The organism is Halomicrobium sp. HArcht1-1 (assembly GCF_058933285.1).
In genome coordinates, this window is sequence record NZ_JBZYDL010000001.1 from 1,445,620 (window position 1) to 1,471,692 (window position 26,073).

The 26,073-nt window shown below is 67.2% G+C and carries 25 protein-coding genes and 1 tRNA gene; 6 read left to right on the forward strand and 20 right to left on the reverse strand.

The annotated features are described in order from the left end of the window. Window positions 1-1,040: 1,040 nt before the first annotated feature. From AC5FRZ_RS07675 to AC5FRZ_RS07685, 3 genes are all read right to left on the reverse strand, one after another. The gene (locus tag AC5FRZ_RS07675; RefSeq protein WP_493564294.1) at window positions 1,041-2,690 is read right to left on the reverse strand and encodes a PH domain-containing protein; all 1,650 of its coding nucleotides are present in this window, start codon (window positions 2,688-2,690) and stop codon (window positions 1,041-1,043) included. Beyond that, window positions 2,687-3,148, reverse strand: coding sequence for a PH domain-containing protein (locus tag AC5FRZ_RS07680; protein WP_170094109.1), 462 nt, complete (start codon window positions 3,146-3,148; stop codon window positions 2,687-2,689). The genes AC5FRZ_RS07675 and AC5FRZ_RS07680 overlap by 4 nt, the downstream gene beginning before the upstream one ends. A gap of 118 nt (window positions 3,149-3,266) precedes the next feature. Then, on the reverse strand, window positions 3,267-6,011 hold the full coding sequence (locus AC5FRZ_RS07685; protein WP_493564295.1) for an ATP-dependent helicase: 2,745 nt from the start codon (window positions 6,009-6,011) through the stop codon (window positions 3,267-3,269). 105 nt (window positions 6,012-6,116) lie between these two features. Here AC5FRZ_RS07685 and AC5FRZ_RS07690 point away from each other — a divergent pair, with 105 nt between their 5' ends. From AC5FRZ_RS07690 to AC5FRZ_RS07700, 3 genes are all read left to right on the forward strand, one after another. Then, on the forward strand, window positions 6,117-6,989 hold the full coding sequence (locus tag AC5FRZ_RS07690) for a dihydrodipicolinate synthase family protein (RefSeq protein WP_493564296.1): 873 nt from the start codon (window positions 6,117-6,119) through the stop codon (window positions 6,987-6,989). A gap of 112 nt (window positions 6,990-7,101) precedes the next feature. Continuing rightward, window positions 7,102-7,953 (forward strand): ArsR/SmtB family transcription factor, encoded by an 852-nt coding sequence (locus tag AC5FRZ_RS07695; protein WP_170094112.1) that lies wholly within the window; start codon window positions 7,102-7,104, stop codon window positions 7,951-7,953. Between the two features lie 179 nt (window positions 7,954-8,132). Then, window positions 8,133-8,903, forward strand: a complete 771-nt coding sequence (locus tag AC5FRZ_RS07700) for an MBL fold metallo-hydrolase (protein ID WP_493564297.1) — start codon at window positions 8,133-8,135, stop codon at window positions 8,901-8,903. Window positions 8,904-8,945: 42 nt separating this feature from the next. On the opposite strand, the gene AC5FRZ_RS07705 is transcribed toward AC5FRZ_RS07700, so the two are convergent. The 7 genes from AC5FRZ_RS07705 to mvaD all read right to left on the reverse strand — a co-directional run bounded on the left by AC5FRZ_RS07705 (window position 8,946) and on the right by mvaD (window position 15,840). Further along, the gene (locus AC5FRZ_RS07705; protein WP_372479097.1) at window positions 8,946-10,100 is read right to left on the reverse strand and encodes a sensor histidine kinase; all 1,155 of its coding nucleotides are present in this window, start codon (window positions 10,098-10,100) and stop codon (window positions 8,946-8,948) included. An 87-nt stretch (window positions 10,101-10,187) separates the two neighbouring features. Beyond that, on the reverse strand, window positions 10,188-11,255 hold the full coding sequence (locus AC5FRZ_RS07710) for an mRNA surveillance protein pelota (RefSeq protein ID WP_493564298.1): 1,068 nt from the start codon (window positions 11,253-11,255) through the stop codon (window positions 10,188-10,190). A 47-nt stretch (window positions 11,256-11,302) separates the two neighbouring features. Beyond that, window positions 11,303-12,520 carry an NAD(P)/FAD-dependent oxidoreductase gene (locus tag AC5FRZ_RS07715; protein WP_493564299.1) on the reverse strand — a complete coding sequence of 406 codons (1,218 nt, stop codon included), beginning with the start codon at window positions 12,518-12,520 and terminating at the stop codon, window positions 11,303-11,305. A gap of 38 nt (window positions 12,521-12,558) precedes the next feature. Continuing rightward, window positions 12,559-13,290, reverse strand: coding sequence for a GNAT family N-acetyltransferase (locus AC5FRZ_RS07720; protein WP_493564300.1), 732 nt, complete (start codon window positions 13,288-13,290; stop codon window positions 12,559-12,561). A gap of 58 nt (window positions 13,291-13,348) precedes the next feature. After that, the gene (locus AC5FRZ_RS07725) at window positions 13,349-13,897 is read right to left on the reverse strand and encodes a cysteine hydrolase family protein (protein WP_208627878.1); all 549 of its coding nucleotides are present in this window, start codon (window positions 13,895-13,897) and stop codon (window positions 13,349-13,351) included. Between the two features lie 4 nt (window positions 13,898-13,901). Next, window positions 13,902-14,726: a YqcI/YcgG family protein gene (locus tag AC5FRZ_RS07730; RefSeq protein ID WP_493564301.1), complete on the reverse strand. Its 825-nt coding sequence runs from the start codon at window positions 14,724-14,726 to the stop codon at window positions 13,902-13,904. 142 nt (window positions 14,727-14,868) lie between these two features. After that, entirely contained in the window at window positions 14,869-15,840 is a 972-nt protein-coding gene (gene mvaD, locus AC5FRZ_RS07735) for a phosphomevalonate decarboxylase MvaD (RefSeq protein ID WP_170094120.1), read from the reverse strand. 91 nt (window positions 15,841-15,931) lie between these two features. Here mvaD and AC5FRZ_RS07740 point away from each other — a divergent pair, with 91 nt between their 5' ends. After that, a complete protein-coding gene (locus AC5FRZ_RS07740; RefSeq protein WP_493564302.1) occupies window positions 15,932-16,345 on the forward strand; it encodes a plastocyanin/azurin family copper-binding protein in 414 nt (137 codons plus the stop codon). A 177-nt stretch (window positions 16,346-16,522) separates the two neighbouring features. On the opposite strand, the gene AC5FRZ_RS07745 is transcribed toward AC5FRZ_RS07740, so the two are convergent. The 5 genes from AC5FRZ_RS07745 to AC5FRZ_RS07765 form a co-directional block, all read right to left on the reverse strand. Further along, entirely contained in the window at window positions 16,523-17,656 is a 1,134-nt protein-coding gene (locus tag AC5FRZ_RS07745; protein WP_372479089.1) for a GNAT family N-acetyltransferase, read from the reverse strand. A 101-nt stretch (window positions 17,657-17,757) separates the two neighbouring features. Continuing rightward, on the reverse strand, window positions 17,758-18,378 hold the full coding sequence (locus AC5FRZ_RS07750; protein WP_153553458.1) for a 30S ribosomal protein S3ae: 621 nt from the start codon (window positions 18,376-18,378) through the stop codon (window positions 17,758-17,760). After that, window positions 18,375-18,611, reverse strand: a complete 237-nt coding sequence (locus tag AC5FRZ_RS07755) for a KEOPS complex subunit Pcc1 (RefSeq protein WP_170094123.1) — start codon at window positions 18,609-18,611, stop codon at window positions 18,375-18,377. The genes AC5FRZ_RS07750 and AC5FRZ_RS07755 overlap by 4 nt, the downstream gene beginning before the upstream one ends. After that, window positions 18,608-19,708, reverse strand: coding sequence for a hypothetical protein (locus AC5FRZ_RS07760; RefSeq protein WP_170094124.1), 1,101 nt, complete (start codon window positions 19,706-19,708; stop codon window positions 18,608-18,610). Before AC5FRZ_RS07760 ends, AC5FRZ_RS07755 begins: the two co-directional genes overlap by 4 nt. 3 nt (window positions 19,709-19,711) lie before the next feature. Continuing rightward, window positions 19,712-20,176 carry a 30S ribosomal protein S15 gene (locus AC5FRZ_RS07765; RefSeq protein ID WP_170094125.1) on the reverse strand — a complete coding sequence of 155 codons (465 nt, stop codon included), beginning with the start codon at window positions 20,174-20,176 and terminating at the stop codon, window positions 19,712-19,714. Window positions 20,177-20,496: 320 nt separating this feature from the next. Between AC5FRZ_RS07765 and AC5FRZ_RS07770 the strand changes: the two genes are divergently transcribed. Continuing rightward, entirely contained in the window at window positions 20,497-22,239 is a 1,743-nt protein-coding gene (locus AC5FRZ_RS07770) for a DUF7289 family protein (RefSeq protein WP_493564303.1), read from the forward strand. A 93-nt stretch (window positions 22,240-22,332) separates the two neighbouring features. On the opposite strand, the gene AC5FRZ_RS07775 is transcribed toward AC5FRZ_RS07770, so the two are convergent. Genes AC5FRZ_RS07775 through AC5FRZ_RS07795 form a run of 5 tightly spaced genes read right to left on the reverse strand, consistent with a single transcriptional unit; the run spans window position 22,333 to window position 25,591 of the window. Further along, window positions 22,333-23,091, reverse strand: coding sequence for a DUF7289 family protein (locus AC5FRZ_RS07775; protein WP_493564304.1), 759 nt, complete (start codon window positions 23,089-23,091; stop codon window positions 22,333-22,335). Continuing rightward, window positions 23,084-23,527: a DUF7266 family protein gene (locus AC5FRZ_RS07780; RefSeq protein ID WP_493564305.1), complete on the reverse strand. Its 444-nt coding sequence runs from the start codon at window positions 23,525-23,527 to the stop codon at window positions 23,084-23,086. Before AC5FRZ_RS07780 ends, AC5FRZ_RS07775 begins: the two co-directional genes overlap by 8 nt. After that, window positions 23,524-24,519 carry a DUF7261 family protein gene (locus AC5FRZ_RS07785; protein WP_493564306.1) on the reverse strand — a complete coding sequence of 332 codons (996 nt, stop codon included), beginning with the start codon at window positions 24,517-24,519 and terminating at the stop codon, window positions 23,524-23,526. Before AC5FRZ_RS07785 ends, AC5FRZ_RS07780 begins: the two co-directional genes overlap by 4 nt. Continuing rightward, window positions 24,507-25,100: a DUF7288 family protein gene (locus tag AC5FRZ_RS07790; protein ID WP_170094130.1), complete on the reverse strand. Its 594-nt coding sequence runs from the start codon at window positions 25,098-25,100 to the stop codon at window positions 24,507-24,509. Before AC5FRZ_RS07790 ends, AC5FRZ_RS07785 begins: the two co-directional genes overlap by 13 nt. After that, window positions 25,097-25,591 carry a DUF7287 family protein gene (locus AC5FRZ_RS07795; RefSeq protein WP_372479082.1) on the reverse strand — a complete coding sequence of 165 codons (495 nt, stop codon included), beginning with the start codon at window positions 25,589-25,591 and terminating at the stop codon, window positions 25,097-25,099. Before AC5FRZ_RS07795 ends, AC5FRZ_RS07790 begins: the two co-directional genes overlap by 4 nt. Before the next feature lie 226 nt (window positions 25,592-25,817). Here AC5FRZ_RS07795 and AC5FRZ_RS07800 point away from each other — a divergent pair. Beyond that, window positions 25,818-25,889: transfer RNA gene (locus tag AC5FRZ_RS07800), tRNA-Ala, on the forward strand. The last annotated feature ends 184 nt before the right edge of the window (window positions 25,890-26,073 follow it).

Genomic DNA, 26,073 nt, shown 5'->3' on the forward strand with positions numbered 1-26,073 from the left:
TGCTCACGTTCCGGTCGTCGGTTCGGCGGGGCGCGTTGTAGCCGTTGTTTCCAGTTCGATAGGTCTGCCTCCCGCTCGGCCACGGTCGGCCGTCAGAGGCGTTCGATTTAATTACTAACCTCGGATCATTCTTTGCGGCGTCGACCGGGACCAGAGCCGGCGACGCCACCGACAAGACACACGATCGGCCGCTCGATCACCAGCCACCACACTCTGTTCGTACGATTTCCTGTCATAGTTGTCCACCCTGGCGGTTCGCGTCCGGTTCGATTCCGGGCGGTGGACCTAACCCCAGTGGACGCCGGTTCGAGTCCGGCCTGGGGCATATGCTACTGATACCGACAGACAACATTGTCGTCGCTGTACTCAGATCAGTCGCTGTCTCGGTGTATGTTGGTCTGATTACGGCATTGTACAGAGTTCCACAACGGAAACTCGATCAATTGGCTTCGTGGTTCCACTCTCTTCCCGGAATCAAACAAATAGCAGTCGTCTCTGCACTCATCTCAGGAGCATATCTATTCGGAATCACAACACCAACCATCTACTTTTTCTCAATTCCTATTGTTGGTTGGCTCACGATTCTTCGACTACTTCACTAACCCGCAAAAATGGCTTCGTTGATTCGAGCAACATATTCGGGGCCGTAGTAAACGAATGCAAGCGTCGCGAGCATCCCGAACATGATCAGGTGCCCGGCGGTTCCGACTGTCCACATGGTCATGTATACACCTTCTCACCTGATCAGTATATTTCTTGCTACGATTGTCGGTTTGGAAGCGATATTTTTGGAGACACCCTCTCTTCTGGATCCACAGGACACAGAACTCCAGTGACCTACGGTGGCGTAGGACGGTTCGATCCCGTCCGTGGGCCTCTGTCGGTGTACAGTCGACAGTTTTACACTCCGACTTACCGATGTGACGACCCTCGTCCGTAATTCGTCTCGCTGCACTGTCCCGGTCGATCTGGGAGGTGACGCCGGGGTGGCTGATCGAACCGGCGGCCGACCGCGGGCGATGTAGCACGCCGTCGCCGTGCTACGGCTCGCGAGTGGACGATTCGGTCGGCTCGGGCGCACCCGCGTCGCCCTCCTCGTCCGGGGCGTCGGCCTCGTCGAGCAGCGCCGTCAGCCCTTGTCGTCGGTCGCCTCGTTCGCCGGCCCGGAGGTCGGCCATCAGGCGCTCGCGGAGCGTCTCGTGGACTGTCCGGGCGCGCTGGTCGTCGAGGTCGTACGCCGTCGCGTCCCCGCCCAGCAGGCTCGCCGTGCTGGCGGTGTCGGCGGTCACGCTGGCCAGCGAGAGACGGCGCTGGAAGATCGTTCGCGTGTCGATCACGGTCTGGACGCGGTAGTACGGCACCAGCCGGGTCGACCGCACGAGGACGCCGCTCCGGGTGGCAAACAGGTGCTCCAGCAGTGCGAACCCGCGGTGCTTCCAGCTCAGGTGCCCGGCCAGTACCGCGACCGGGACCAGCGCCAGCGGCGCGTACCAGTAGGGGACCGTCTGGACCAGCGTGTCGACGGAAAGCAACAGCCCCGTCGCCACGAGCGGGAGCAGCGAGTACCGGACAACGTAGCGTCGGCGCGACCTGTCGGGGAGTCGCTCCATCGCCGGCACGTCGGCGTCGGTCAGCGCCTCGGCGACGGCCAGCACCGTCTCGCGATCGTCCAGCGGAATCGCCGTGTTGCTCGCGTCCTGACTCCCCGAACCCGGCGCGTAGCCGGCCGTCTCGACGGCCAGGGCGGCGTATCCGACCTGTCGCATCAGTAGGTTCTCGCGGACGGTGACCGTCTGGACCTTCTCCAGCGGGATCGAGCCGCTGTACTGCTGGATCAGTCCCCGCTCGTATCGCAGGTCGTCACCGACGTAGTCGAGGTGAAAGCCGTGGTACTCCGTGATCGTGAACGCGGCACTCAGGAGCCAGGCCGCGAGTGCGAACAGCGCCGCGGCGACGCCGACGGTCAACAGCGCCTCTCCCGTCGAGTAGGTCTGGAGCCCCGACAGCGAGACCCTCGACGGGCCGCCCAGTGTCTCGACGGTCGCCGAGAGCAGTCGGAGCGCGTACTCCTGTGCGAACGGGACGCCGAAGAGGACCACCGCGGGGGCTGCAGGCCGGAACGAGACGAGCGCGAGCGTCAGCAGGTCCCTGGTCGAGAGCTCGTAGAGCCGACGCTGCTCTGGCTCTGCGGCCTCTCTGGCCACTGTGTCGTGTGCTGGCTCGCCCTCGTCGCCTTCCGTCTCGTCGTCCTCCCGTCGGTACTGAGCGACGGCCGACTGGAGCGCTCTGGCCTCGTCGACGTCGACGGCGTTCAGGACCGCCTCCGTCGCGCTCCCCCCGGCCGTCTCGAACTTCACGACGGCGAGACCGAAGAGCCGCTGGACGGGGCCACGTTCGATGTCGACGTTCTGGATCCGTCCCAGCGGAATCTCCCGTTCCTGTCGGTCGAAGACGCCGGAGTCGACGGACAGCGTGCCCCCCGCGAGTGCGTAAGTGAAGCGGTAGTACCGCGCCACGGCGTAGGCGGCCCCGACGAGGGCACCGACGGGTGCGAGGACGAACACCGCTCCGAGCGGGAGCACGGCCAGTGGACCCGTCAGCATCATGCCGGCGAAGAAGCCGATGCTCCCGAACCGGACGACGTTGGTGACGACGCTACCGACGGCGCTGATCGGGTGGAGACGGTTCATACGGCGTCGGTGGCCTCGCTCTCGGCCGCGAGCTCGCGCAGTTGCTCGCGCAGTTCGGTCGCTCGCTCCGGACGCAGCCCCGGAATACGGATGTCGGCACCCCGCGTTCCGGCGGTGTAGACGACGACGCTGGAGAGACCGACAAGCCGCTCGACCGGCCCGCGCTGGGTGTCGGTGTGCTGGAGCCGGACGTAGGGGACCGAGGTGTCGACCTGCGTCACGACCCCGCGGACCAGAAAGAGCGCGTCGTCCTGAATCTCGAAGCGCCAGCGTCGAAATCTGAGGACGGCGTGGACGGTCCCGAGAACGGCCGCCACGACGACGACGGCGGCGATCAGTGGCGGGTCTACCGGGACCGCGAAGCGGTCGATCGCGACGGCGACGCCCGCGAGTACCGCCGCGACCACGACCGCCCGCCCGATCCACAGCAGTTGCACGCGGGAGTTGAGCCTCTCCATGCGCGATTTCCGGGGCGGCGCGGTGAAAAGGGTTGGTGTGGTCTACCGTCGTTCGGTTCGTCCCGGTCACTGCCGGCGGCGTTGCCGAGGGCGCAGTGCTGTCGTGTCGTCGCCGGTATCAGACCTCGCCAGCGTCGTCGTCGATAGCCGCCAGCACCCGGTCGTGGAACGCCTGCAACACCGCGGACTCGTCTTCGGCCAGCACCACGTCGCTGGCCAGCAGCGTCGCCAGCCCGAACGCGCGCGGCGATGGTGAGTCGACCCGGACGGTCTCGACGGCGAGTTCGCCGGCCTGGATCGCGCCGGTCACGTCCTCGATGGCGTCGACGTTGAGCTTGTCTTCCAGGATCTCGCGATACGTCTCCTCGACGACGGCGAACTCGCCCAGTTCTTCGGCGAACGAGAGCAGCATCTCGGCGTTGACCTGCTGTTCGCTGGCCGACTTCTCGTAGCCCTTGTACCGCTTGAGGATCATCAGCGCCCGCGTGGCGTTGATCCGGAAGTACCGCTGGAGCAGGTCCGTCCCGTCGAGGCTGGCCCGCAGATCCGCCCGGACCGCCGTCGGATCGATGTCGGTGACGATCCCCTCGATGTCGACTTTCCTGTTCAGCGGCATCGAGAGGGTGAAGCCGTTGTCGGCGACGGCGACCTGGACGTTGGCGCTGGCTCGCTGGGCGACGCGGTAGGCCACGAGCCGCGAGAAGCCGTCGTTGAACCGTCGTCCGTACCCGGAGTGGACGTAGTAGTGGCGCTCGTACTCGTCGTGGTCCAGCGCGACCTCGATCACGAGTCGGTCGTCGGTCGAGACGCTCTCCGAGCCGGCGTACGCGACCTGCTCGGAGAACATCCGCGTGATCGCACGCACGGTGTTCTCGTCCAGGGGGAACTCCCGGAGCCACAGTCGAACGGCCGGCGGGCCGCCCTCCTCCAGTCGCGCCAGGAGCTGGCGCTGGAAGGCGAGGATCTCTCGGCCGAGGTCGTACGACAGCGGCAGCCGTTCCGAGAACCACGACGGGACCGTCGGCCGCGCGCTGGTCCGGTCGACGTACACCTTCGAGCCCCGACGGTACCGATACTCGAAGTTGTCGCCCCCGAGCACGAACACGTCGCCGCTCTCCAGCGTGTCGAGGTAGCCCTCGTCGAGTTGCCCGACCCACTCGTCGCTTGCCCGGGTGTACACGTCGCAGGTGAAGGAGTCGGGGATCGTCCCGATGTTGGTCATGTAGATGACGCGGGCCATCCGCCCGCGCTTGCCGATCAGGTGTTCGCCCACCGGATACTCCTCGTAGTGGTGCTCGCCGTCGGGAGGATCGTTCGTGTCTCGCCAGATCTTCGCGTAGACGTTCTTGTCTTCCATCCCCGGATAGTCGGCGGTGAGGTACCGACAGAGCTGCTCCCACTCGTCGTCGGTGTACTCGCGATAGGGGTAGGCACGCCGGAGGATCGCCTCGGCCTCGCGCTCGGGCCGGACGGCGTTGATCGCCATGCCGTAGACGTGCTGTGTCGCCACGTCCTGTGCGCGCTCGGGGACGAACACCCGGTCGACGAACCCCTCCGTGGCCTTCTTCAGCATCACCGCACACTCGACCAGCTCGTCCCGGTCCAGCGCCACGACCCGCCCCGTGACGGTCTCTCCGAGCTGGTGGCCCGCTCGCCCGACTCGCTGGAGGAGCGCGGCGACGGACTTGGGAGAGCCGACCTGCACGACCAGATCGACGTGGGGCATGTCGATTCCTAGCTCCAGACTCGTCGAGGTCGTCACCACGTCGAGTGTCCCCGCTTTGAGACGCTCCTCGATCTCCTGGCGGCGCTCTTTCGAGAGGCTCCCGTGGTGGCACCCGGAGTTGTCCTCCCCGTAGTCGTCGAACTCCGAGCGGAGGTTGTGCAAGACTCGTTCGGCCCCCGATCGCGTGTTCGTGAACACGAGCGTGTTCGTGTGTTCCCGAATCAGCTCGTGGAGCTGCTGGTAGAACCGTCCCTGAATCACGTCTCGCGGGGTGTCGATGAGGTCGTCCGTGGGCGTCGTCAACTCCACGTCGAAGTCACGGGCGAAGCGGGCGTCGACGATCTCGTACTCGCGGGGTGACCAGTCGTCGCCGCCCGCGCCGTGGCGCTCACACCCGACCAGGAACTGAGCCATCTCGTCGAGTGGCTCGACGGTCGCCGAGCAGCCGATCCGGGTCGGCGAGCCGTCGGCCAGCGCCTCCAGGCGCTCCAGAGACACCGAGAGGTGGGTCCCGCGCTTGTTCTCGGCGAGGCTGTGGATCTCGTCGACGACGACGTACTCCACCGTCCGGAGCTTCTCTTTGAACTTCGGGCTGTTGAGCAAGATCGCCAGCGTCTCCGGCGTCGTGTTGAGGATGTGTGGCGTCGTCTCCAGCATCTGCTGGCGGTCGCGGTCGCTCGTGTCCCCGTGGCGAATCGCGTGCCGGATCTCGACGGTCTCGCCCCGCTCGTCGAGCTTCTCGGTGATGTCGCTCAGCGGGACCGCCAGGTTCCGGTGGATGTCGTTTGCCAGTGACTTCAGGGGCGAGACGTACAGACAGTAGACGCTGTTGTCGAGTGCGTCCTCGCGGGCCTTCGCGAACAGCTCGTTGACGATGCCGGTAAACGACGCGAGCGTCTTGCCGCTGCCGGTCGGCGCTGCGATCAGGGCGTTCTCCCGCTCGTGGATCAGCGGGATCGCCTCCTTCTGTGGCGGGGTGAAGAACCCCCCGTTCTGCGGGACGAACTCGCCGAACTGCTCGACCCACCACTCCTGGACGACCGGCGCGAGCCGGTCCAGCACGTCGCCGTCGTCGATCGCGACGCTCTCGGGGTCGAACGCCGGGTCGACGCCCGCGAGCCGTTCGCGTCCCTCCATTCGTTGTCGAGGGGTAGGACTGGGACGACAAGTGCCTTCGGACCGCACGGTGAAAGTGAAATCTCGATTCCCAAGCGCTAACTCGCTGCCACTCCCGATTCCGGTATGGACTACAGCGTCGGCTGTCCGATGGTGACTCCGTTCGAGGACGACGGCACGCTCGATCGCGCGTCGCTCCGGTCGCTCGTCGATCACCTCGTCGCGGGCGGTGTCGACAGGCTCGTCCCCTGTGGCACCACGGGCGAGTTCGCGTCGCTGACGGATGCCGAGCGACGGAGCGTCGTCGAAACGACCGTCGAGGCCGCCGACGGCCGGGCGATCGTGATGGCCGGGGTCGGTGGGACGGCGGTCGCAGACGTTCGCGAGCGCATCGCGGCCGCCGCCGACGCGGGTGCCGACGCGGCGCTCGTCGTCGCTCCGTACTACGGCGGTCAGGCCTCTTCTGCCGGCAACGAGCGGTTCTTCGACGCCGTCGCGGCCGGTGCGTCGATCCCGCTGTACCTCTACGACATCCCCAGTGCGACCGGGCAGTCACTCGCGGTCGAGACCGTCGCGTCCCTGGCCGAACGCGGCCGCTACGACGGCATCAAGGACTCCAGTGGCGACCTGACTCACTTCGACGAACTGCTGGACCGGACGCCCGACTCCTTCGAGGTGCTCCAGGGGTGGGACGCCCAGTACGTCCCCTCGCTGCTCATGGGCGGCGACGGCGGGATCAACGCCGTCACGCACGTCCGGCCCGCGGCCCTCGGGCGGGCCGGAAGCGCCGTCGCCGACGGCGACGTGGCCGCCGCCAGAGCGGTCCAGTTCGACGAGATCGATCCCGTGTTCCGGTCGGCAGCCGAGCACGGATTCGCGCCAGTCTGTAAGGCGATCCTCGCCAGGCGGGGCGTCGTCGAGAACGCCGCGGTCCGTCCGCCACTGGTCGCACTCGACGACGCGACCGCCAGCGAACTGGTCGAGCGACTGGAAGACTGATACTGTCGGTCGGTAGGAGTCCCTTACTCGGCCGTTCGTCCGCTCGCTGATCGGTCAAACGTCGCTCGGACACTCCACGAGATTCATTACACTGGCCGTCTGTGGTTTCGATATGTCGCTGTTGCCCTCCAGAGGCCCCGATACGAGTACGTCACAGGAGGGGGAACTCCAGGTCGTCGGCGTCGACGACGAGGTGGCCCCGCTACTCGACGCGCTCAACTCCGAGACTGCCCGCGCGATTCTCAACGAGATCTACGACGAGCCGGGCACGCCGTCGGAGATCGCCGACAGACTGGACATGTCGATCCAGAAGGTCTCCTATCACATCGAGAAGCTCGACGACCAGGACCTGATCGCCGTCGCTGGCACCCAGTACTCCGAGAAGGGCCAGGAGATGACGGTGTACCAGCCGCCGGACGATCCGACGGTGCTGTTCGTCGGGACCGAGGAGCGAAAGCGGTCCCTGACGACGATGGTCAAGCGCTTGTTGCCCGTGGTGGGTGTCGTCGCGCTCGGTAGTCTGGTCATCGAGCAGCTGTTCGGCAACGGGCTCTCGGTCGGGTTCACTTCTGCCGGGCCGTCCTCGCAGGGCGGCGACGGCGCGGGTGGCAGTGACTCCGGCGGCGTCACGAACACGACGGGCGCGACCGAGACTCCGACGGAAGCGCCCGCGGACACGCCGACGCCCACCGAAACGGCCAGCGACGGCGGCGACATCGGCATCGCCGAGGCGACGGAGACGCCCGCCGACAGCGCCACGTCGACGCCGACTCCACCACCCGAGACCGACACGCCGGTCCCCGAGGAGGAGACGGTCGATCTGGCCGCCGAGACGACCACCCAGGCCGCCGATCTGGCGGCAAACGGCGGGCTGGAACTCTCTCCGGGGCTGGCCTTCTTCCTCGGCGGGATGACGGTCGTCGCGGTGCTCGGCGTCTGGTGGGCGTACACGAGGTACGCTTAAACTGGATTTTGAGCCACAGGTGGGGCTTTATGGGTACCCGTCGTAGGCGTATCTGCGCCGTCGGCGGGCGCTTCCCGTCACCCGCCGCCCTCGCCGATGGCCGCCGCCTGCCCACCCCGACAGACAGTCCCGCTGACCCCATCCAAATCGCTTAGGCCCTCCACCCCGAGCGATCCGACATGCGCCTGACCTTTCTCGGAACCGGCAGCGCGATGCCGACCGGCACCCGCTTCCAGTCCGGACTGTTGCTCGAAGACGGCTTCGACCGGCTGCTCGTCGACTGTGGCAGCGGCGTCCTCCACGCGCTCGAACGCACCGACGTTGGCTACGAGGGCGTCGACACCGTCTTGCTCACCCACCACCACCTCGATCACGTCTCCGACCTCGACGTGTTCATGAAAGCGCGGTGGCTCGCGGGCGAAACCGACCTGACGATCGCCGGACCGCCGGGGACCCGTGACCTGATCGAGGGGCTCCTCGATCTGCACGACTACATGCGCGGCCGACTCGACCTCACGATCGAGGAGGTCGGCGTCGACGCGCCGTTCGCGCTCGCTGGCTTCGATATCGAGGCCATGGAGACGCGCCACTCGATGTCGTGTTTCGCCTATCGCTTTCGGGCCGAAAGCGAGGAGCCGGCGCTGGTCTACAGCGGGGACTCGGAGGCGTTCACGGACCTGATCGAGTTCGCGGATGGGGCGGCCGTGCTCGTTCACGACTGCTCGTTTCCGGACGACGTGGACGTGTCCAACCACCCGACGCCCGCCCAGCTCGGGACGGCCCTGGATCGGGCCGAGGCCACCGTCGGCCGCGTGTACCTCACCCACCTCTACCCTCACACGGAGGGCCGTCACGAGGAGATGCTGGACTCGATCGGGGCGGCCTACGACGGCGACGTTCGCTTTGCCGCCGACGGGCTGTCCGTGACGATCGATCCGACAGCGTCCTGATCCGCCGGCAGTCTCGGTCTGGCACCGCGACACGCGGCCGTATCAGGCACGCTGAAGCCGAACGCGGAACTCCGCGCCGCCGGCATCGCTCTCGGTGACGGTCACGTCGCCGCCGTAGGACTCTGTCAGGGCACGGACGAAGCCGAGGCCGAACCCGCTGCCGCTGCTGTCTGGGCCTTTCTCGCCCATCTCGAACAGCTCGTCGCGGACCGACGGGTCGATGCCCGCTCCGTCGTCGGCAAAGCAGACCACCACGTCGTCGACGCTCGTCTCGACGCTCGTCCGGACCGTGATCTCTCCGTCGTTGTGGACGACGGCGTTCGTGAGAATGTTCGTGAACACCGATCCGAGCAGATCTCCGGCGTACACCGTCTCCTCGAAGGCTGCCTTGTCGAACTCGACGGTCAACTCGTCGTAGCCGGTCTCGGCCTCGCTGACGGTCCGTTCGAGTATGGGTGCGACGTCTCTCGGTTCCGGTTCCTCCTCTTCTTCCAGCGTCGAGACGAGGTTCCCGACCCGCTGGATCAGGTCGGCAGAGCTGTGTGCGGCCTCGTTGATCCGCTCGGCGTAGGCGGCGGTCTCGCCGTCGGTCTTGTCGGCGAGGACCTCGGAGAACCCGGTGATCACCTGCAGGTCGTTGCCCAGGTCGTGGCGCAACAGCCGGTCGTACAGCTCGATCATCTCCTTTTTCGTCTCCAGGTCCTGTCTGGCCCGTTCGAGTCGCTCCCGCGATCGGATGTTGCTGATCGCCGTCGCGGCGTGAGACGCCAGAATCTCCATCGGGCGCACGACCGCGTCGTCGAACTCGGACCGACTCGTCGAGCGCATCACGAGCACCGCCGTCACCTCGTCGACGATCGTCGCCGGGACGGCCAGCGCCGCGGTCGTCTCCGTGTCGGCAGCGACACGAGCGTCCGCACCGCTCGCTACCTCGGTCGTTCTGGACTCGTAGGCCCGCCGCGCCACGCTCGTCGGCGCTTCACCGACCGACAACGCCGGATTCGTGCTGTGGACGACCTGCAGATCGTCGTTTCGCACTTCCACGAACGTGTTGTCGGCGGCGTCGAACAGCAGTGACATCGCTTCCAGCGTCATCGAAACGACCTCCTCGACGCTCTCACAGCGGTTCAACGCCTGTCCGTACTTGTTGAGATCGGCGACCTGCCTGGCGAAGTCCGTCTGATTCTCGAATGACATTCTGGTGACTGGCTCCGGTCGGTAGCTGAACTGTCAGTACCTGAAGATAGATGTCGCCAATGAAAACCGTTTCGCCCCGTTCGCTCTCTACTGTAGCCGATACCGCAGTAGCGCGGCCACGCCGCCCAGATTACGGAGCTGTTGACCGGGATCGAACTCGTGGGAGAAGACGGTCACGTCGCCGCCTTTCTGTTCTGTCGTCGTGACGATCTCGTCGACGTCCACGTCCCACTCGCTTTCCTCGCCTCGCTCCTCGCGGAGTCGCTCGTCGAGCACCAGCAGTTCCTCGATCGCGCCGAACTCGGCGGCTTCGGCGACCGCGTCGGGGCCGTACGCGACCTTCGCGCCCGTCGCGATGCGTTCCATCAGCTCGTCGATCAGCTCGGCTTCCTCCGCGATACGGGTCCGCTCCTGGACGTCCTCGACCGCACCGCGCTTGAGCACCTCGTGGACACCGCGGTCGCCGACGGCGCTGGTGTCGACGGTCGTGATCTCCGCTGCCAGATCCGGGTGCTCGTCCTGGATGTACTTGAGCGCGTCCTGCTTGGTGAAGCCGGGGCCGGCGAGGATGTAGGCGTCCACGTCCATCCGCCGGAGCACGTCCGAAAGCTCCGCGAACAGCTCCTCTCGCGGTCGAGCGTAGTCGCCCTTCCCCGTCGTCGAGGTGATCGACGCGCGCGACTCGGTGCCGTACTGGGCGACGGTGTGGACGTGTGCTTCCCCTTCCTCGACGGTGGCGATCGCCACGTCGGGCTGGTCGGTCGCCTCGGTCGCCTCCTCGACGCGGTCGATCTGGTCGGGCTTCCAGACCTTCTCGACCTCGATCTCGTCGTGTTCCTCCACGTTGAACGTGTGGTGGAAGTCCAGCTGGTCCTCCAGCGAGCAGTCGACGATCGTCCCGCCGACGCGCAGCCGATTGGCGAACTTCGCGAACTCTACGTCGGTGACAGCGACCGCGATCCACATCGGCTCGCGCTCCCCACCCTTGTCGCGCAACTGATCGTCGTCGCGCTGGATCCGCCGGGTGGTGTCGCCCGCGACGCGGTCGCCCGGCTCGATCACGTACGTCAGGTGCCACAGATCGTCGAGCGTCTCGGGGACGAGCGTCAGCCGCTCGCGCCCGCCCTCGACCTGCTGGCGGTCGGCGATGCGCATGCACTGTGGTGGGCCCGTCGGTGGTAAGTGCCCTCCGGTTTCGCCGTTCAGGGCTCTGTGTCGACCGCCTCGGGATCGCCCGCGTCGTCCACATCGTCGACTGCCAGCCCGAGTTCCGACTGGACCAGTTCGACGGCGTTCTCGACCGCGCCGACGCTGCCGAGATAGCCCGCGCCCACGGAGGTCTTGAGCGCGAGCGCCGCCCGGCCGGTCAGGACGCCGTCCCCGACCTGTGCGACCGCGCCGTCGCCGACGCTGACGAGCCACCCGAGCGAGTCGAACGTGTAGCGAGCCAGCCGAGGCTCGAAGCCGCCGGCCCCGGACAGCCGATGCTCGACCAGTGTCGTGACGTTCTCCGCTGCGACCCCGGCCTCTCGGATCGCCGCCTGCGCACTCGCCGGGACCGGCTCGCCGTCCGTGTCGACGACCCTCGCCGCGTCGCCGACAGCGAACGTGTCGCCCGTGAGCCGCAGGTCGCTCCTGACGACCGGTCGCTCGTCGTCCAGCGCAGCGGGTCCCTGCAGTCCACCGGTCCAGACGAGCTGCTCGTACGACAGATCCTCCCCTTGGGCGACCGTGATCGTCTCTCCGTTGACGGCTTCGACGGTCGCGTTCGTGCGGATCTCGACGCCGCGCTGGCCGAGCTGATCGGCGACGGCCCGCTGGAACGCCTCGGGAAAGCTCGGCGCGACGCTGTCGAGCTGTTCGAGCAGGAGGATCTCGGCGTCTCCGCCGTCTGCCCCCTCGTCGTCGGCTGTCTCGTCTCCGTGTTCCCGCGCCATCGCCGCGAGTTCGCCAGCGACCTGCACCCCCGAGAGGCCGGCACCGCCGACGACGACGCGCCCACCCTCGTCGAGCACGTCCAAGTACCGTTCGCGGATCTCACGGGCGTGTTCGAGGCGCTTCAGCGGCGTGGCGTGCTCTCGGAGTCCCGCGATGTCGTAGAACGCCGTCTCGGCACCGAGACAGATCGCACCCACGTCGTAGTCGAGGTCCGAGGCACCGTCCAGTCGAGCGACGCCCGCCTCGGGGTCCACGTCCGTGACCGTCGCCTGCCGGACCTCGCAGTCCAGCAGGTCGGTCAGCGGGATCGAGATCTCGTCCTCGACTGCGGGCCGACGAACGACGCGGTGGAGTTCGTGCTGGACGACGTGGGTCTCGGACTCGTCGACGACGACGAGGTCGACCGATTCGGGCAGCGACGATTCGAGCTTCCGGGCGAGTGTGAGGCCGGCGTAGCCAGCACCCAGGACGGCGACGCGCATACCGTCGGTTGGGCGCGCCGTCGTATCAACGTTGGCCGCTACATCGTCGTCGACAGCATCACTTCGTCGACCTGCTCGTCGTCGATCGTGTAGTGGTTCCGGCGGATGGCCTCGGTGTCCCAGCCGTGGTGGGTGAGGAACTCGATGGCCCGGTCGTTCGTCATCGGGAGGCTGTTGTACACCTTCCGGTAGCCGTTGGCCTCGGCCCAGGAGAGGCCCCGCTGGAGGAGTTCGCTGCCGATGCCCCGTCCTCGATAGTCACTGGCGACGCCGACGGTCTGCTGGGCGGTCCCGGCCAGCGAGTCCAGTTGCGGCAGGTCCAGGTGGGTCCACCCGACGACCTCGCCGTCAACCGTCGCGACGAAGAACACGCGAGACTCGACGGTCGTGTGGCGGTTGACGGTGTCCTCGTAGAGCAGTTCCTCGGCGACGGTCTCGGCGACGACGTAGGTCTCCTCGTCGGTGACGTCCCGGATCGTCCGGACGAGGCCGTCGAAGTCCTCGTGGCGGGCCGGCCGGATCGTCACCGACAGATCGCCGGTCTCGTACTCCTCGACTGCTCCCACGTCCAGCGCGACGCGGATCGTCCCGCCGTCCTCGCTGAGGTAGCCTCGCTCTTTCAGTTCGTCGAGGTGTTCGCCGAACGATTCCGCCGACGCGTCGCTTTGCTCCAGCAGAATGTGTCGCTTCGCGGTGCCGTGGCGCTCGACGTACTCGTAGATGCGGCGACTGGTATCAGACTCGAACGTCGGTCGCTCGACTGTCTCCATACCCCCGCTTGGTGGAGCGGGCGCTTAATGGTTGCTATGGTATCACATACCGCACCAGTCACCAGCGGTCGACGGCCGCCGCCGTCGAGAGGACGGTGGCGAACTCCCCGTCGAGGTGTGCCAGCGCCGTTCGGTGAACGAGTGCCGCGTCGAACTGCTCGTCTTCCAGCGTCCGGTCGAACGTCGCCGTCGCGTCTGCCACGACGAACACCTCGAACCCTCGGTTCTCGCCCATCCGGACGGTCGTCGACACGCAGTGGTCGGTCGTCAGCCCACAGACGACGATCGACTCGTGGCCTCGTTCGCGGAGCCACGCCTCCAGACCGGTGTCGACGAACGCACCGTTGACCTGCTTGCGGAACGTCGCCTCACCGTCGGCGGGGGCGAGTTCGGGCTTGTAGTCGAACCCGGGCGCGTCTCCCCGGAGCGGCGAGTCGGGCTCTGTCGAGTCGTGTCGGACGTGGACGATGGGCTGGTCACGCGACCGCCACGTCGCGAGGAGTCGTGCTGCGTTCGCCTCGGCGTCGGGGTTGTTGCGCGTTCCCCATCCGGGTTCGTCGAACCCCTGCTGAAAGTCGATCAGCACCAGGACCGGTGTCTCCGCCATCGTCTCAGTTGGGGTGGCCCACGCCCTCGCGAGCGTCCAGCAGCCGCGTCGACTTGGGGTGCTCGCGGCTGGTCGCGATCGGGCACTCGCTCGGTGCCTGTCGTTCGTCCTCCGAGAGCATGTACTGTGGCCACTCTCGATCCCCTTCGACGCCCCAGTCCCCGAGATCTGCGTGCGGACAGACGCCGTCGTACCCTTCGAGTCGGTCCTGGATTATCTCCCGGGCGTGTTCGCCGGCCTCGGTGTCGGCGGTCACGCCCATGTCCTCGAAGAGTGCCCGCGGCTGGAAGGTGATCTCCAGTCCGACCGGGCAGTACCGGCTCTTTCGGGTGTCGTAGAAGGGTGCCCGGCAGGTCGGGAAGATCGGCTCGCCGCCGAAGGAAAACTCCCAGTGGGGATCGTCCGGCTCGGTCGGGATGTCTTCGGGCCAGGGCGCTGGATCGTGGACGTGCAGGAACTGCAGGATGTTCCACAGCGCCTCGTGGTACTGGGCCTCCGTGAGTTTGCGCTCGGGCGGCTTGAAGAACGCGACGAGTGACGCGCGGTCGCTGTGTTCCTGGTACGTGTCCAGATACTGCAGGAGGGTCCGGCCCAGATCCAGCAACGCGTCCTTGTCGGTCATCGACGGGACCGCGGTGTACAGCGGGTCTCCGTTGGCCACCGATTCGGCCCCGAAAAAGCACGGGAACGGCGTGCCGTTTCGCTCGCCGAGGAGGCCATCACGGAACGTGGTCCAGTGATCGACAACCCAGTCGGTCGTCGCGCCCGATGCCACCCGTTCCTCGACGGTCGCCTGGTCCTGAAGCTCGCCGACGATCCGGTCGGACATAGCTGTGGCGTACGGTCCGTGGATGCATTTATGCGTCGGTATCGGCGACGGAAGCGCCGTCGCTCCGGCCGAACTGTCGCTTCGCGAACGGATTCGCGACCTCGGTGTAGCGAAATCGGTCGCCGATTCGTGGTCGGCCGTCTCAGAACAGCGCCTCGGAGTCGTCGAGAATCCGCGCGGGGCCGCCGACCTCCCAGACTCGGGTGTCGACGCCGCAGTCGGCTACCGTCTCCTCGACGCGGTCGACGTACTCCGCCGTGGTGTTGACGTAGACGCTCGCACCGGTGTCGACGGAGAAGTAGACCGGGACGTCCTCCGCTCGGAGTTCGCGGACGGCGTTGAAGATCTCGATCGTCCGGGGCTGCCAGTACACCCAGCCCGCCGGCCCGGTCATCGTCGTCGCGGCCAGGGACAGCGAGTCGTGTTCGGCCAGCTCGAAGGTCCGGTCGAACTCGCCGCCCGCGATGGCGTCGCGTGCCTCGGCGATCTGGCCGTGGATGTGGGCCATCCGGTTCTCGAACATGTGACTCGCCGCGGCCTCCTCGTGGGCCGCCTCCGTCTCCTTGTAGGACGGGACCATGCCGGCGACGACCCGAAGCTCGTCTTCCAGTTCGGTCTCGATGCGCTCGGAGCGACAGTCCGCGTCGTTCATGCCGTTCTTGAGGTGGGAGAACCCGCCCGTCACCGCCCGCGCGGCGGAGCACGAACCGCGACGCGCGACCGTCGACACCTCGGGGCGAGTCATGTCGAGGCCCGCCGCCTCGACGAGTGCCATCGCCGCAGCCGCGAACCCGGAGGCAGAGGAGCCAAAGCCGATGTTCGTCGGGAAGGAGTTCGCCGACTCGAAGCGCACGCGGTGGTCGATCCCTGCCAGCTCGCGGACGTGGTCGACGACGGCCGCGATGCGCTCGGCCCCGCGCCCCTCGACTGCCTCGCCGTCGACGACGTACTCGTCGGCGTCGAGTTCCGGATCGAACGCCGCGGTCGTCTTCGAGTGGCTCGGTGCCGTACAGACGCTGATGCTGTCGTGGTAGGGCAAGCGCAGTTCCTCGTCGCGCATCCCGTGATACTTGACGATCCCCTGGATCGGGTGTGCCTTCGCGGTCGCTTTCATACCTCAGCCTCCCGGCGACTCCACTTTGCAGTTCCGAACCGAGGCCGTCCGGAACCGAGCCGTCTTTGATCGTCCAGTCCCGACTTGGGCTATGGAGCGTCGCGCCTACCTGCGAACGGTCGCCGGGGCGAGTGCGGTCGGACTGTCGGGGTGTCTCGGTGGCCTCGCCGAGTCAGGGGACTACGACGTCGGGATGACGAGCAACGCGTTCGATCCCGCCGAGATCACTGTCGCCGCCGGTGACACCGTCGTCTGGCGAAATACGAGCTCTCACGCCCACTCCGTGACTGCCTACGAGGACGCCATTCCGGACGGAGCAGACTACTTCGCTTCCGGCGGGTTCGACGACGAACCGTCGGCCCGCGACGGGTGGACGAACGCGACAGACGGCTCGCTGTATCAGGGGGACACGTACAGCCACACCTTCGAGGTCGCCGGCCAGTACCGCTACTTCTGTATCCCACACGAGCGCGGCGGAATGATCGGAACGGTCGTCGTCGAGTAACGAAGACGGTCCCCGCTCGTTCTCTCGTCCGGACCGCTGCCGTCGTCTTCCGTCGGTGTCCTCGCCGCTCACCGAGACATCGCTGTGACCGCCGTCTCATACTACCGGCTGTAAATCTGTGACCGATTTCGCCACCCCGGGGTGGCGAAGATCTTCACGACGTTACAGCCGGCAGTATCAGGCAACGTCCCGATCTGCCAGCGCCAGCTCCCACTCTCGCTCGGTCGGATCGACGCCGGCAACGTCGACCGGCCCGTCCTCCGAGCGGTGCGCCGGACGCACCGCGAGGACGGACCTGTCGGAAAGCATCGACAGCGGGAACGCGTCACTCGCCCGGAAGCCGAACGCGTCGAGGACGGACGACGGGATCGGTCCCTCGCCGACCTTGACGACGTCCGAGTCGGCCGCGTCGGCGACGATCGGCGTCAGCAGCGCCTCGAAGACCTCCGGCGCGACCGCGCTCCCGCGTGGCACCGTATCGAGGACGGCAGTCGTCAGGATGCCGCCGCGCCGCTCTCGACAGACGACGCAGGCTGCCACGGCTCTCTGGTCGCGCCGGGCGACGTACGTCGTCGTCTCCCAGCGGGGGTTCGCGAAGCGCCACCGGTAGTAGTCGGCGTCTCTGACCACGTGGACGGGGTCCCGTCTCTCGCCGTCGCTCAGTCCGGCGAGCAGGTCGGCGGGAACGCCGTGGTGTCGCTCGACGGCAACCCTCGCCCCGTCGCGGCGGAGTCGGTCCCGGACGGAGAGATAGCCCCGGGCCAGGGGCGTCGCCAGCCGGCCGAGGTGGCGGGACGCGATCGATCGGAACTCCCGCTTGGAGCCCGAGTCGTGACGGACGAGCCGCTGGGGGTTCTGGATCCGGTAGTGGGTGCGTGGCCCGTCCCTGAGCGTCCAGTCGAACGACTCTAGGCCCGGAACGAGGGCGGCCGTCGGGAAGTTGAAGTACAGTTGTGCGGGGCCGTCGCTGTACCGTTCGAGCAACCGTTCGGTCATTCCGGTGAAGACCCCGCGCTCGCGATGGTCCGGGTGGACGACCCAGTCGGCCGGCTGGAAGGCCAGCACCGTCTCCTCGCCGAGCCGCACTCTGAACGTCAGACAGGGCTCGGCACCGACGACCTCGCCGTCGCACTCGGCGACGACCATCGGAATCTCGTCGACGTACGGGTTCTCTCCGAACCGCCAGCGGAACCACGCCGCTCGCCGCTCGTGTCCCCAGACCGTCTCGTGGAGGTCGAGAAACCCCTGTACGTCGGTCGGCTCGACGGGCCGGTACTCGTAGCTCGACCGCCTCTGTTCGAGGTGACTCATTGGGGCGTGGTTCTGCCGACGGCCCCTTCGTTGGGCTCCGTCTACCAGCGATTAGCCGGCTGCTACGAGGGTTGCGTCGAAAAAACGCGGCGAAAGCGCAGTTACTCCTCGACGTCGACCGAGGTCTCTTCTTCGGCTGCGACTTCCTCGGGACGGGCTTCCATCGTCGTCTTCTGGATCTCGACCCGGCGAAGCGGGTAGATGTCCTTGCACTCGCTGTACAGTGCAGAGGAGAGTCGCCCCTCGACGATGGAGTCGACGAGCTGCTCGAAGCTGCGGTCTTCGGCCGTCTCCTCGACGATGTCGATCATCTGACGGCGGATCGCCTTCTCCTGGGAGGCGTCGGCCTTCTTGGTCGTCAGCGCGACCGGCTGGATCTGGACGCGGTAGTCGTCCGTCGTCAGCACGGTGATGAAGGCCTCGACCTTCGAGGAGCCTCGGCGGACGAGCGACCGCAGGTAGTCGCGGGTCAGCTCGTGCTTGATGAACTCCGTGTACGCGGAGTCGGAAGCGACCTCGTTGATCTTGAAGGTCAGCTTCGTGTTGTTCTCGCTGGCGTCGTCTTTCAGATCGCCCAGCGTTGTCTGGATGGTGCGTCCGAGCACCTTCTCTGCCTCGTCTGCCGTGGTCTCACCGAGTTCCTCCCGGTCGAACTGCTCGGGAGCGAGCACGGTGTACCACCGCTTTTGCTGCTTCTGTCGGGATACGGATCGTTCGCTCATGATGTGTGTGTTGTGTGTTGGTCGGCAAGCTGTGCTGCGACGCGGAGGTTGACGACGTAGTCGTCGACTGTCGAGTGGAGTCCGCCGGTCGTCTCGCGGTCGATCGTGGTCACGATCTCGTCGCCGTCGACGCGCGTGGCCATCTCGTCGGTGTTGTCCGGGCGGAGCGCGCTGGCGATCCGTTCGGCCGTGGCGTCGTCGCCGTGGGCCGTCCGGATCGTCGCTTCTCTCATAGTGCCTCCCGGACCTGCTCGACGAGGTCGTCGGTGTCGCCCTCGAACCGCGCGTTCGTGCGGGTCGCGGTTCCGCCGACGGCGGTCGTCGCGGCGTCGAGCGCGGGCGCGACGGATCGGTCGTCGGTTCCACGAACCGCGGCCCTGTCGCCGGCGACGACCAGCGTCACCGGCTCGGGCGAGCGAAACCGCGCGACGAGTCGGGCGACCGTCTCGACTGGCATCGCGTCGCCCCGGACGACGAACAGGCCGTCGTAGCGCTGGGTCGACGCGGTCCGGATGCCGGTGTGGGCCCGACTCGCGTGGGTCCGCCAGACGTCGAGTGCCTGCTCGCGCACGCCGTCGTGGCCGAGCGCGAGCGCGACGCCGAGTCCGGGCCGTTCGCGTGCGACGGCATCCAGCACGTCGCCGTAGCCGCCGATCGTCTCGAACGGGCCGCCGACGTAGGGGTGCAGCGCCCGCTCGATCGCCTCGGTGGCCCGATCGTTGGCGGTCTCGTCGCCCGCGATCGCCAGCGCGACCAGCGAGGCGACGCGACGGTGTCGGTCCGTGTCGGCCTCGGAACTCAGCGCCTCGATCGCCTCCTCGACGGCCGCGCGCTCGCCGGAGAACGGCGCGTGCAACAGCGTCGAGTGTGCGAGCCCGTCGACGTACTCGCTCACCGGGACGGCGACGCCGGGGCGGCGCTCGAACCCGCCGGCCTCGGCCAGCGTGGCCCCGTCGGAGTCGCCATCGGCGACGGTCGCGCCGGCCAGCGCGAGCGCCAGATCGGGCTCGGTGCCCAGCGCCCGCACCGTCTCGACGGCCGCGGTGCTCAGTGGCTCGTCCGCGAGCGTCGCGGTCGCGTCGACGCCGTCGGCACCGACGCTGACCGTGACGTCGGCGTCCGTCGTCCGGGCTCCCGCCTCGCCCGTTCGCGCGATCGACGCCTGGAATGGCGTCTCTCGCGCCGTGAGAGCGCGTGCGAGGAGTCCCGTCGCTGCCAGTCCGTCACCGTCGGCGCGTGCGACGAGCCGAACGAAGTCGGCCCCGTCGAGCGTGCCGGCGAGGTCACTGGGCGGCGTGGCGGACGCCTGATCGCGACCGGCTGTGGACATCGATTACTCGAGCAGTTCCTTCGCTCGCTCGTAGCTGTAGGTGAAGTCCGCGTCGATCTCGTCGCCGCGGTAGTAGTCGACGAGACGGCGGATCTTCGACTGGTTGTTCTGGAGCGCGCGCTTGTTCTGGTGGTCGCCCGGGTTCTCGTCCATGTGCTCTCGCAGGCGGACGGCCTTCTTCATCAGGTTCCGGAGGTCCTCGGGCAGTTCGTCGGTCGCGTCGTTCTCTTCGAGGATCTCGGTGACCTTCTTGCCCGTCGCGAGCGAGACGTCCGGGATCGGCGTCCCCTGGACGCCCTCGTCGCGGAGCTTGAGGCCGATCTCGCTGGGCGAGTGGCCCTGCTCTGCGAGCTCGACGACTCGCTCCTCGATCGCGTCTTCGTCTACGTCGCTCCACTCCGGCGGTTCGTCTGCCACGGGCTTGTCCGAGTCGGACGAGCCGCGGCGTCGTGTGTGCATTCGTGCCATTGTTAGGTTGGAACGGCACAGACCGCTACGTGCTACTCGCAGCGCGAGCGTGTGGTGTCGAAACACCGGACACGGCCGCAATCTCGAAGCCACGCAACCGCGTGGCGGGTCAGATTTGCGGTCGTGCTGTTCCCGACGTACTCTCCCCACTCGGCGCGTAAAACCGTTTCTACTGCGGCCGGCGACGCTCTGTCGACGGCGACGGGCCGGCCCGAGCGATTCCTCTCCCGCTCGAATATCACCGGCGATAACCGTTTGAACGGTCCTAAACGGTTCGAACGGTCGCGCGCCTTATTCCCTCCAGTCGCATCCGTGACGGTATGTACCGGGGCCTCGGCCGGCGCGGGCAGTCCTCGCCGATCGCCGTCGTTCTCGTCCTCTCGATGGTCGTCGCCGGCTCGCTGGCCGTCGTGACGCTGGGTGCCCAGTCGCTGTCGGACACCCGCGAGACGATGGACGTCGAGCGCGCCGAGAAGGGCCTGACGCAACTGGACTCGAACGTCGCGATGGTCGCGCTGGGGAGTGCCGGCGGACAGGAACTCTCGCTGTCGAGGACGGACGGGGCTGCCTATCGGCTCCGAGACGACGCGGGGTGGATGACCGTCGCGGTGACGAACACGTCCAACGACTCCACGAAGACGGTGATGAACGCGACGCTCGGCTCGATCGCCTACGAGAACGACGGCCGCTCGGTCGCGTACCAGGGCGGGGGCGTCTGGAAGACGGACGGCAACGGGGGGTCGCTGATGGTCTCACCACCGGAGTTTCACTACCGGGACGCGACGCTGACGCTCCCGCTGGTGACCGTCTCCGGCGAGGAGTCGCTCGACGGGCGGATCGCGGTTCGGCCGGGCGGGCGCTCGACGCAACACTTTCCGAACGCCTCGGCCGACGAGCAGTGGGTGAACCCGCTGGACGGCGGCCGCGTCAACGTGACCGTCAAGAGTGAGTACTACCGGGCGTGGGGCCAGTTCTTCGAAGAGCGCACGGACGGCGACGCCACGCTCGACCACGCGAACGAGACGGCGACGGTGACACTCGTCGTCCCGGCCGGGCCACAGACCGTCACGAACGCCGTCGCGGCCACGTCGGCGGGCGGCGAGATCGTACTGGCGGGGAGCGGCGATCAGACCCGAACTGACAGCTACAACTCCTCGAAAGGGACCGGGCTGTACGCCGACACGAAGACACACGACGGCTCGATCCGGACGGCCGGCGACGTGACGGTCAAGGGCAACAGCCAGGTCAACGGCTCGCTGGCGTCGGGGGGCAAAGTGACCGTCAAAGGGGGCGGTGTAGTGACCCGAGACGCCGGCTACACCGACGACATCAAGGTCACCGGCAGCGGCGGTGTCGACGGCTCGATCGAACAGCTCTCGGGTGTCGACGGGATCGGTCCGGTCGACGCCGTCATCGAGCGGCGATACGAGAACGCGACCGAGGACAACGACAACGGTGACACGAGTGCAATCTCGGGGACGACGCTCGACGACGGCGACCAGACGCTCTCGGCCGGCGAGTACCACCTCGATCGACTCGTTCTCGACGGCGAGACGCTGACGCTGGACACCGGACGCGACGGGCGGATCAGTATCGCGATCCGTGACTACGTCCAGCTGAAGAACGACGGCCGCATCCACGTCGTCGGAAACGGGACGGTCCGCCTGTACGTCGACGGGCAGGCGACGACGGCGTCGGACCACCACTTCTCGATCGAGGGAAGCGGCGGCCAGATCGACGTCGACGAGGGGCAGAACGCCTCGCAGTTCTGGCTCTACGGTCGCGACGACTTCCAGGGACGGATCGACGGCACCGCCGGTGACACCCACCTGTTCGAGGGCGTCGTCTTCGCGCCCGGCGGCACGCTCGGCAGTAGCTCGTTCTCGATCGAGAAAGGGAGCATCTACGGCGGTGTCGTCACCGGCACCGTCACGATGGACAACGGCGGACAGGTCCACTACGACCGATCGCTAAAGCGGGTCAACGCCGTCCCGCCGGCCGAGAACATCGTCCGGCTGACCTACCTCCACGTCTCGGAGATCGAGATCGAGGCTCGCGACTGATACCGTTGGCTGTCACGTCGTGACGATATTCGCCGCCCCTGGATGGTGAAATCGGTCACAGATGGCCAGCCGACAGCACGATCCCCTCGGTCGTCACAGATCGATCGTCAGATCGATCTCGTGGACGGGAACGTACAGTCGATCCGGCGATGTCCCCGGCTCCAGGTAGCACGTCACGCTGCCCGCGCCCGGATCGGGCGCACACGCTGAGAGTGCGGTCTGCTCGAAGGACTGCTGCCAGAGCTCCCACCGCGGCGACGTGACGGTCACGCTGACGTTCTCGAACTGCCCGCCGGTACCGGCGACGGCGACGGCCGAGGACTGCTGGTTCGCGCGCACCAGGACTGTCGACCCGGCGACGCTCCGGACGCGCTCGGTCCGCGTCTGGACGATCGGAACGAGCACACGGCCGTCTCGGACCACCAGCGGCGGTTCGACGGAGGTGAAGCCGCCGTCACGGGAGACCTGAAATACCGCGCCACCCTCGTAGACGAGCCGTTGCGCTCCGTCGCCCTCGTAGACGATCGGCCTGACCGACCGCTCGACGCTCTCGTTCCCGTCGGCGGTGTCGCGGTCGATCGCGGTCACGTTGATCGTCACGTTTTCGCCCGTGTACAGCTGTGCGCTGCCGAGACTGACTTCGGTCGCTCGGCTCGGGGCCCCCCGCTGGTGGATGTCGGCCATGTTGTCCGCCAGCACGTCGAAGGCCCGCTGTGCGTTGTTCGTCTGCTCGGCATCCCGCACGTCCTGGAGGGTTCCCAGTCCGCTGACCGAGATGATCGCGACCGAGGCGACGACCATCCCGAACACGAGGGCGAACCCGAGCACCTCGCTGACCGCGCGATCAGTCATTGCGCACCCCCAGAGCGCTGCCGTCGTAGCCGACGACGACCGTTCCGCCGTCGGCCGACGAGTTGCTGAGTGCCGTCCTGTTCTGGACGCCTACCGTGACACGAACCTCGGGACTGCTCGACCGCAGGCGGATCGTCGGCGACGGCGTCGCCACGAGTTCGAGCCGGTAGGTCGTGCCCGTGATTCGGGCGGGGAACTGCTGCTCGATCCGCACCGTCGCATCGGCCGGATCGTCACTGGCTCTGACGAGCCTGTCCGCGCGTGCGATGTCGGCCGACACCTGCTGGCCGATCACCTGCAGCTCGGATCTGACGACCTGTCGCTGGCGGTCCTCGACGAAGCTGCCGGACGCGACGAGCAGCCCCGTCACCAGCATGGTCGCGATCGCGAGGCTGAGCACGTAGCTGAACGTCGAGGAGACGGCGCGATCGTTCACGTCGGCTCACCCGGTGCGACCCGGATCGTCGTCTCGTAGCGCAACTTCGCCCCGTCGTAGCGGTACGTGACGTTCGCGGCGTAGATGGCGGGCGTCGCGTACGGATCGTCGCCGGTCGACGACGACGGCAGGTTCCCGTTGCTGGTGGCGTCCTCGCCGACGATCAGCGAGTAGTTGCCCGTCACCTCGTCGCCCTCCTCGTAGGCGATCTCGTAGGGCTCCGACACGCCCTCGCCGAACGACAGTGCCGGACACGGTGTCCCGTCGACGAGCCCCGCCGTCAGATCGACGTGGAAGTAGTCGACCCCGTCGTCGACCGCGCAGACCCCCTGTCGTCCGGTACCGTCCTCGACGCCGATCTTGTACGTCCCGTCTGCGGTGTCGTGGGTGACGTTCATGATCCAGGTCGCGCCCGCGCTGTCCTCGATCCGCACACGGAACTGGTCGGCCGGGCCGCCGAAGTTGCCCGTGCGGTTGACGCCGCTCACGTTCATCCTGTAGGCGCGTGTCTCCGCGACCCCGTGGGCGACGCGCCAGTCGACACTCGTCGCGCCACCCTCGCTCGCGTTTTCGAACGAGGAGCCGCCGGGTGCATCGTCCCTGATTCTGGTTCCGTTCTCGATGTCGGTCGGTCCCGCGACGCTGACCACCTTCCCGCCCGAGGCGTGGTGTTCTCCCGACAGCGCCGAGAGCGTCGAGACGCTCTCGTCGAGGCTCGTCGCCAGCGTCGTCGTGTCGCTGGCGTTGTGCGTGTTCGCGTACTCGATCGCGTGGCCGGTCGACTGCTCGACCGACTGGCGCACCAGCAACGCGTCGTCGCTGCCCGCCGTTTCGCCGCGACTGGCGAGGTTCTCCGTGAAGATCGCCGAGTTGACGACCAGCGCCAGCATGACGAACGTGACCGCCATCACGAAGGCCGCCACCAGAATGACCTGTGCGCGGTCCTCGCCCAGCGAGCGACAGCGGCGACCCAGGCGGCTCAGATCCGCCACGCGACCACCTCCACGCGGACCACGTTGTACACCGACGTGCCGACCTGCTGGACGGGATAGCGACTCGCCGAACCGACGGTCACCGACTCGTTGGCGGTCTCGTCCGGTTCCATCAGCGGATCGTCCGGCCTGAGCGTCACGGTCCGTGCGGCCGACACCGCGTTGTCGCTCGGCCGACCGCGGTAGATCATCCGCCGGGTGGCGATCCCGCCGCTCTGCCTGCGGTACCGGAGGTAGACGTTGTACGAGATGCTGCGCTCGTCGAGGGTCCGCTCCAAGATCCGCCCGAAGGTCGTGTCCGGCGGCTCGTTCGTGTAGAACCCGATGTCGGGTGCGCCGTGGAACCGGCCGTCGGTGTCGTTCCAGTACCGGACGCTCGTCGAGAGCGCGCCCCGGTCGGCCGCCGTCGCGAGCACGCCCTGCGTGACTGAACGCTGCTGGTTCTCGATGTGCTGGCTCGACGTACTGGCCGACAGCGGCGTCACCGCCGTCATCTGCATCGCGAAGACGACGCTGCTCAACAGCAGTAGCCCCGCGATCACCGCTTCGAGCGTGTGGGCCTGCCCGCGTTCCGGACTCACCACAGTACGACCTCCAGCGTGACGACCTCGCGATGCAGCGACACCACTCGACGCGCGGTCACCGACTCGTCCACGTCGGCCGTCGTCGGCTCGCCCGCCTGGAGAGACACGTCGCCACTCTCGCAGTCGCTCTGGTCCCGCAGCGCCGCGGCGTCTGCGTCCCAGCACAGCGGACTCGCCCCCTCGCGGGCCGTCGTCCCGTTTCGCGTCACCGTGACGTTGACCCGCTGGCGGTCGTCTAGCCCCAGCCGCTCGTTCGTCGTCTCGCCCGCGAAGTGACAGCCACTCTCCGAGCGATTGTCGAAAAACGCCGCCGTACACGTGGCGTTCAGGACCTTCGGACGCTTTGCGCTGCCCAGCGTCGCCCGCGAGAGATCGTCGGCCACTCTGTCGACGGCGACGGTCTCCTCCTGTGCCCCTGCGGTGAACGGCTCGACTACGCCGGGCACGAACAGGAAGACGAACAACACGACGGCGAGGAAGAGACTCATGCCGAACGCGAAATCCAACGTCGTCTGTCCGCGTGTGTGACCCCGCATACTGTGACCCGAAACCGCGCTGACTCTGGTGGAGGGAGGCTGTTGCCCGCCTTATCTATTGTGGCCGAACAGTCAAAATGGAGACACGACACGCTCGACGACGGCGGACGACACCGTGACCCACGGTCCGATCCCTTCGATGGGTTTAAGAAAATCCACCCGGTACGAAACGATGCGAGGGCTCGTAGATCAGTGGTAGATCATCCCCCTGGCACGGGGAAGGCCCCGGGTTCAAATCCCGGCGAGTCCATGATTCTTGCGCTGCGAGCAAACTCGCGAGCAGCGCGAATCGTCGCCGATGCCCGGATTTGAACCCCTGGAAGTCGCAGCGCCGAGCGCAGCGATACGACCGTCTTCCTCTGGTTCAAATCCCGGCGAGTCCACTTCCTTTCATCGTTTCGCTCCGTTAGTCATTTCCTCGCCGACTCTTGCGA

Bases quoted from the DNA above. Each gene is read 5' to 3' on its own strand.
- AC5FRZ_RS07705 (WP_372479097.1), bottom strand. From the start codon at position 10,100: ATGTCATTCGAGAATCAGACGGACTTCGCCAGGCAGGTCGCCGATCTC.
- AC5FRZ_RS07755 (WP_170094123.1), bottom strand. From the start codon at position 18,611: ATGAGAGAAGCGACGATCCGGACGGCCCACGGCGACGACGCCACGGCC.
- AC5FRZ_RS07700 (WP_493564297.1), top strand. From the start codon at position 8,133: ATGCGCCTGACCTTTCTCGGAACCGGCAGCGCGATGCCGACCGGCACC.
- AC5FRZ_RS07740 (WP_493564302.1), top strand. From the start codon at position 15,932: ATGGAGCGTCGCGCCTACCTGCGAACGGTCGCCGGGGCGAGTGCGGTC.
- AC5FRZ_RS07765 (WP_170094125.1), bottom strand. From the start codon at position 20,176: ATGGCACGAATGCACACACGACGCCGCGGCTCGTCCGACTCGGACAAG.
- AC5FRZ_RS07760 (WP_170094124.1), bottom strand. From the start codon at position 19,708: ATGTCCACAGCCGGTCGCGATCAGGCGTCCGCCACGCCGCCCAGTGAC.
- mvaD (WP_170094120.1), bottom strand. From the start codon at position 15,840: ATGAAAGCGACCGCGAAGGCACACCCGATCCAGGGGATCGTCAAGTAT.
- AC5FRZ_RS07690 (WP_493564296.1), top strand. From the start codon at position 6,117: ATGGACTACAGCGTCGGCTGTCCGATGGTGACTCCGTTCGAGGACGAC.
- AC5FRZ_RS07725 (WP_208627878.1), bottom strand. From the start codon at position 13,897: ATGGCGGAGACACCGGTCCTGGTGCTGATCGACTTTCAGCAGGGGTTC.
- AC5FRZ_RS07715 (WP_493564299.1), bottom strand. From the start codon at position 12,520: ATGCGCGTCGCCGTCCTGGGTGCTGGCTACGCCGGCCTCACACTCGCC.
- AC5FRZ_RS07710 (WP_493564298.1), bottom strand. From the start codon at position 11,255: ATGCGCATCGCCGACCGCCAGCAGGTCGAGGGCGGGCGCGAGCGGCTG.
- AC5FRZ_RS07695 (WP_170094112.1), top strand. From the start codon at position 7,102: ATGTCGCTGTTGCCCTCCAGAGGCCCCGATACGAGTACGTCACAGGAG.
- AC5FRZ_RS07795 (WP_372479082.1), bottom strand. From the start codon at position 25,591: ATGAGTCTCTTCCTCGCCGTCGTGTTGTTCGTCTTCCTGTTCGTGCCC.
- AC5FRZ_RS07685 (WP_493564295.1), bottom strand. From the start codon at position 6,011: ATGGAGGGACGCGAACGGCTCGCGGGCGTCGACCCGGCGTTCGACCCC.
- AC5FRZ_RS07675 (WP_493564294.1), bottom strand. From the start codon at position 2,690: ATGAACCGTCTCCACCCGATCAGCGCCGTCGGTAGCGTCGTCACCAAC.
- AC5FRZ_RS07730 (WP_493564301.1), bottom strand. From the start codon at position 14,726: ATGTCCGACCGGATCGTCGGCGAGCTTCAGGACCAGGCGACCGTCGAG.
- AC5FRZ_RS07770 (WP_493564303.1), top strand. From the start codon at position 20,497: ATGTACCGGGGCCTCGGCCGGCGCGGGCAGTCCTCGCCGATCGCCGTC.
- AC5FRZ_RS07775 (WP_493564304.1), bottom strand. From the start codon at position 23,091: ATGACTGATCGCGCGGTCAGCGAGGTGCTCGGGTTCGCCCTCGTGTTC.
- AC5FRZ_RS07745 (WP_372479089.1), bottom strand. From the start codon at position 17,656: ATGAGTCACCTCGAACAGAGGCGGTCGAGCTACGAGTACCGGCCCGTC.
- AC5FRZ_RS07720 (WP_493564300.1), bottom strand. From the start codon at position 13,290: ATGGAGACAGTCGAGCGACCGACGTTCGAGTCTGATACCAGTCGCCGC.
- AC5FRZ_RS07680 (WP_170094109.1), bottom strand. From the start codon at position 3,148: ATGGAGAGGCTCAACTCCCGCGTGCAACTGCTGTGGATCGGGCGGGCG.
- AC5FRZ_RS07750 (WP_153553458.1), bottom strand. From the start codon at position 18,378: ATGAGCGAACGATCCGTATCCCGACAGAAGCAGCAAAAGCGGTGGTAC.